Source organism: Microcystis sp. M109S1 (assembly GCF_020247025.1).
Classification (GTDB): Bacteria; Cyanobacteriota; Cyanobacteriia; order Cyanobacteriales; family Microcystaceae; genus Microcystis.
Map to the genome: position 1 here is coordinate 1 of NZ_JADBRW010000195.1, position 4,932 is coordinate 4,932.

Below are 4,932 nucleotides of genomic sequence, written 5' to 3' on the forward strand. Positions count from 1 at the left end.
GGGACTAAGTACGGTAGGGCATACCGGAACCTTCGATGCTCGATCCAATAAACGCTTGGGGAGAGAATACCTCTACTTTTTCAGAAGCAATTCTGTCTTTCGCAAGTAATCTCTGTGAACCAAGAATCCCCGTCTCTTTAGAGCGGGGAGTGTCAAAGGTTAAGACGGCACTGGAGAAGCTCAGTAGCGATAACGTGATAGTTTAGATCTGATCGGTAATGTGATGTGAGGAAAATAATGACCAGAGTAAATCCGAAGTTAATTATTCATGGGGGAGCGAGTTCCCTAGAGGACAAAGGTGGTTTAGAATCAGTGCGCGATTCTCTCCGGGGGATTGTTAAGAATATTTACAACCTCCTTGACAATGGTGCTAGTGCTGTGGAGGCGGTGACAAAAGGATGTATGTTACTGGAGGATGAACCGCGATTTAATGCCGGGACCGGTTCGGTGGTGCAATCGGACGGTCAGGTGCGAATGAGTGCAGCCTTGATGGATGGTCGTCACCAGCGTTTAAGCGGTGTCATTAACGTCTCGCGGGTACAGAATCCCATTAGCCTAGCTCAATTTCTCCAAAGTCAAGAGGATCGCATTCTCTCGGAAATTGGGGCTGCAGATCTGGCCAGAGAATTACAAATTCCCCTCTATGATCCCCTCACCGATTATCGGATTCAAGAATGGATGGAGGAAAGAAAGACGAATTTTAACCGTAAAATGGCCCGTTTATTCGCCGATTCGTCAGCGCAACGGGGAACTATCGGGGTAGTGGCCCTTGATCAGCAAGGAGACATCGCCGCCGGAACTTCTACCGGGGGTAAGGGACTAGAAAGAATCGGTCGCGTTAGTGACAGTGCCATGCCGGCCGGCAATTATGCGAATCCATGGGCAGGAGTAAGCTGTACGGGGGTCGGGGAAGATATTATCGATGAGTGTTTAGCCGCTAAGGTGGTCATTCGCGTCACCGATGGTTTTTCCCTCGCCGCTGCCGTGGAGAAATCCATGCGCGAATCCCAAACTAATGGTCGGGATCTGGGCATGATTTCCCTTGATCGTCAGGGGAATATTGTTTGGGGGAAAACGGCGGAAATTCTCTTGGCTGCCTATCACGACGGTCAGGCGATCGGTGATACCCTAGAATGGCACGGTGAAAATGTGGGTTTAATCGGTCAAGTAGCCGTCGGATAGGGGAACAAACTGCGATCGAGCCTAGTCTTTTCGGTTAATCTGTACAAGATACTTCTTCTCGAAAATCTCCGTGTGGCAATATATTATTCCTATTTTTGACCCCGATGTGAAAAACTGGTCAGCCGAAGCGCGATTATTGCGCTGGATGACTTTTTTGTGGCTGTCAGTCGGGTTAGTGGTGCTTTTTTCCGCTTCCTACGCTCTGGCTGACAGTCGCTTTGATAACGGACTATACTATTTTATACGCCAATTAATCTGGCTTTGGATTGGCTTAATTGGCTTTAATTTCCTGGTGCGATTGCCGATCGAGAAACTCCTCAAAATCGCACCCTGGATGATTTTATTAGTTTTAGGATTAATTTTGATCACTCTTATCCCCGGTTTGGGAACTAATATCAACGGTGCCACCCGTTGGATTAAAATCGGGCCGATTCTCTTGCAACCGTCGGAATTTATGAAACCGTTTCTCGTCCTGCAAGGGGCGGCGGTTTTCGGTGGTTGGCCGCGTTTAAATGTCAATCAACGGTTAACTTGGATCGCTATTTTTGGGCTAATTCTAGCGGGCATCCTCTTACAACCTAACTTGAGTACCACTGCTCTTTGCGGTATAACTCTCTGGCTGATCGCTCTTGCCTCCGGTCTGCCTTTATCCTACATGACCAGCACCGCTTTACTGGGTTTAACTATGGCCGTGGTTAGTGTTACTTTCCGCGAATACCAGAGAAAACGGATTTTGTCTTTCTTAAACCCTTGGCAGGATCCCCGGGGTGATGGTTATCAATTAGTGCAGAGTTTACTGGCGATCGGTTCTGGCGGAACCACCGGCAGCGGTTACGGTTTATCCCAACAAAAATTATTTTATCTACCCTTCCCGGATACGGATTTTATTTTCGCTGTCTTTGGCGAGGAATTTGGTTTTATTGGCGGTATTTTACTGTTAATCATGCTATTTCTCTACGCTACTCTCGCCCTGATCGTGGCGGTTAAATGTCGTCATCGCATCAAAAAATTAGTGGCGATCGGGGCGATGGTAATTTTAATCGGTCAATCCCTGTTAAATATCGGTGTGGCCACTGGTTCTTTACCCACTACCGGCTTACCTTTCCCTCTCTTTAGTTATGGCGGCAGTTCCAGTTTAGCCAGTCTCTTTTTAGCCGCCCTCTTAATCCGCGTGGCTAGGGAAGAAAATGACCCCGATCCGGTTCCCACCAGTAAAAAAAGTCCTCAGAAAATTGTCTCGGTTTTCACTCAATATTAGATTTATTCAGCAAGCTCTAATTAGGGTTTGCTGAATAAATCTAAAAACCTTGTTGGGTAAGACTTTTAGACTTTTTGTCAATCAAAAAGTACCAGGCATGGGAGTGATCAGGGGGAAAATTCAGGTACTTTTTCAGCAAACCCTAATTAAAGATTTTCTTAAGATTTCTGTCCATAGCCGCTCCCCGCTCCCATGCAGTCTCAACAAGAGTTTTAGGCTTAACCGAGCCGTGTCACCCCCGTTCCCCGTTCCCTGGCCAAACCCTAGAAATCATCGGGAATAATCCATTGGGTCGGTTGCGTCAGTTTTTTCAGTCTAGCGGTTTCTGCCATTTCTAACATCTTTTCCAAAGAAGTTTCGGCAATAAATTTAGCTGCTTCGGCGGCATGGGCTTGATTGGGGCATTTATCGCCTAAAATACAACCATTTAGGCAATCTACAGCACAATTTACCTGTTTTTCCATAAAAAAATTCTTTTTCTGACTAGATTTGTCCTTTATATTTTAACCCAACTTTTTTAAGTACCTAAGCAAAATTAATTACACCAAATCCGTTTTTAATAGTGCGATTAACTCCCAAGTTATGGATTGTTTCTCTCCGCTTGCTGCTGAACCGCTGCCCACTCACCACTCTCGACTTTCCTATACTTTTTAAACAGGATTTAGTATTACACATCTGGCTAATCCTTTTGCCGCTCTCAACCCTAGCTAAGTAATTATGCCAGTTAAGAAAGCGGCACGCTTAACCTTTCCCTAACCCATAAATTACTATATATTTTAATTGTGTGAGGAGTGAGAAGAAAGCAAAGTCCTTGGGGTCGAAACACGGCAAGACTCCCGAGGGCTTTTCCATGTCTAGGGAACAATTGTCAGTCATGAACCAGCCTCAAGAGCGAGAACCTTTTGCCAGTTTAGTTTTATATCATCTCTTTAAATGGTCGATCGTTAGCCCAACCCTACACGGCTATTTTCGCGGTCGCGTTTACGGAATGGAAAATGTCCCCCGTCGTCATCCTCTGATTATCGTCTGCAATCACGCCAGTTACTTCGATCCACCCCTATTATCCTGTGCCGTGCGTCGTCCCGTAGCTTATATGGCTAAAGAAGAATTATTTACCATCCCGATTTTAAAACAGGCGATCGCTCTTTATGGGGCCTATCCCGTCAAACGCGGCAGTGGTGATCGCGGGGCAATTCGGGCGGCGATGGGAGCATTAGCGGCGGGCTGGGCAGTGGGAGTGTTTCTGGAGGGAACGCGCACCGAGGACGGATTGATCCATCAACCAAAACTAGGCGCGGCGATGATTGCCGCTAAAGCGGGAGTTCCCCTGTTACCCGTCAGTTTGTGGGGGACAGAAAAGATTTTTCAAAAAGGTTCTTCTTTTCCCCATAGTATCCCCTTAACTATTCGCATCGGGGAAGTGCTGCCGCCACCGATTTCTAACAAAAGAGAAGCTTTACAGGCAGTTACCGAGCGCTGTGCCGAAATTATTAACGGATTACACGCCCTCGGACGCTAAATCGACCTTTTAAACAGGATTTAGTCAGCTAAGACGCATTTTAACCGCCTATCCTTAGATTAGCTAAATCTCTCCCCCCCCCTCTGACAGGTGTAGGTTTATTACAAAGAGGTGAGCAGTCACACACTCAGGGTGAGAAAATCAAGCTAGAGATTTAGAGGAGCATCGTGAAAGGCAATACTGAAAAACAAATATCTCAAGCAGTGGTCGTGCATAGTTTCAGAACATCTGCCCCATTTGTCAATACCGCAAGCTATCGGATTGGCAACTTGGAGCTTCGGGATGGTCATGACCAAATCGAGCAGTTTGACTCAGGTGTCGAGGTTGATTGCGGCAGTCAATGAGGAAAAACCCAATACGGTCAGACAGAGACTCAAAGAATGGTATCAGTCCGGGAAGGCGAAAAAAGGAGAAAAGCGCAGCACTCTTGAGGTGAGCAGTTGTTTTGCGCCATTGTTAATGTGGGTGATCAGTTTACTGCCTATTGATCTAGTGGTCTGTCAAGATGTTATTGACGGATACAATCTTTTTAATTTAATTCGGGCATCTTCAGTGGTAAATCGCCAATCTACAGGAGCAGAATTTTCATTTCTGCGTTTTTCCCAAGCTGCTACTTCTTCTGTTAAGATTTCCTTTTCTTCAATACGCCGCTCAAGGCACTGTCGGCTTAAAACACTCAACTCAATTTCAGCCATATTTAACCAACTTCCATGTTTAGGAGTATAATGAAACTCCAATTTATCCAGAATGCGTCTTGCTTCGACTGGGGTAAAAGCTTTATAAAGAGATGCTTTGACATGAGTATTCAGATTATCTTGAACTACTTTAATTTTCGGCTCTTCGTTACCCTTTATGCTAAATCAACAGACAAGATGCCAAGACAACATACTTCTAACCCAAAAATTCCGAAAGTTTCTAAAGCCATAGCCTCTCCGTTTTATTAGTTTAAGTTTATTGTTGATTCCCTCGACCA

General features: G+C 45.6%; 5 protein-coding genes and 1 pseudogene. 3 read left to right on the forward strand and 3 right to left on the reverse strand.

Going from position 1 to position 4,932, the window contains the following annotated elements; all coding sequences use genetic code 11:
* The first annotated feature begins 237 nt into the window (after positions 1–237).
* On the forward strand, positions 238–1,182 hold the full coding sequence (locus IM322_RS09395) for an isoaspartyl peptidase/L-asparaginase (protein WP_287079715.1): 945 nt from the start codon (positions 238–240) through the stop codon (positions 1,180–1,182).
* Positions 1,183–1,252: 70 nt separating this feature from the next.
* Positions 1,253–2,440 (forward strand): FtsW/RodA/SpoVE family cell cycle protein, encoded by a 1,188-nt coding sequence (locus tag IM322_RS09400; protein WP_286824990.1) that lies wholly within the window; start codon positions 1,253–1,255, stop codon positions 2,438–2,440.
* A 263-nt stretch (positions 2,441–2,703) separates the two neighbouring features.
* Here the strand turns inward: IM322_RS09400 and IM322_RS09405 are convergent, their stop codons facing one another.
* A complete protein-coding gene (locus IM322_RS09405) occupies positions 2,704–2,904 on the reverse strand; it encodes a hypothetical protein (RefSeq protein ID WP_287079710.1) in 201 nt (66 codons plus the stop codon).
* A gap of 386 nt (positions 2,905–3,290) precedes the next feature.
* On the opposite strand from IM322_RS09405, the gene IM322_RS09410 reads away from it, so the two are divergent.
* Positions 3,291–3,959 carry a lysophospholipid acyltransferase family protein gene (locus IM322_RS09410; RefSeq protein WP_287673697.1) on the forward strand — a complete coding sequence of 223 codons (669 nt, stop codon included), beginning with the start codon at positions 3,291–3,293 and terminating at the stop codon, positions 3,957–3,959.
* Positions 3,960–4,459: 500 nt separating this feature from the next.
* Here IM322_RS09410 and IM322_RS09415 read toward each other — a convergent pair.
* Positions 4,460–4,792: pseudogene (locus tag IM322_RS09415) on the reverse strand (transposase); the annotation flags it as partial.
* 27 nt (positions 4,793–4,819) lie between these two features.
* Positions 4,820–4,932: transposase (locus tag IM322_RS09420; RefSeq protein ID WP_071784045.1), on the reverse strand; the 113-nt coding region annotated here is incomplete at its 5' end.

Excerpts from the sequence above, each read along its gene's own strand:
- IM322_RS09395 (WP_287079715.1), top strand. The coding sequence starts at position 238 with ATGACCAGAGTAAATCCGAAGTTAATTATTCATGGGGGAGCGAGTTCC.
- IM322_RS09405 (WP_287079710.1), bottom strand. The coding sequence starts at position 2,904 with ATGGAAAAACAGGTAAATTGTGCTGTAGATTGCCTAAATGGTTGTATT.
- IM322_RS09410 (WP_287673697.1), top strand. The coding sequence starts at position 3,291 with ATGTCTAGGGAACAATTGTCAGTCATGAACCAGCCTCAAGAGCGAGAA.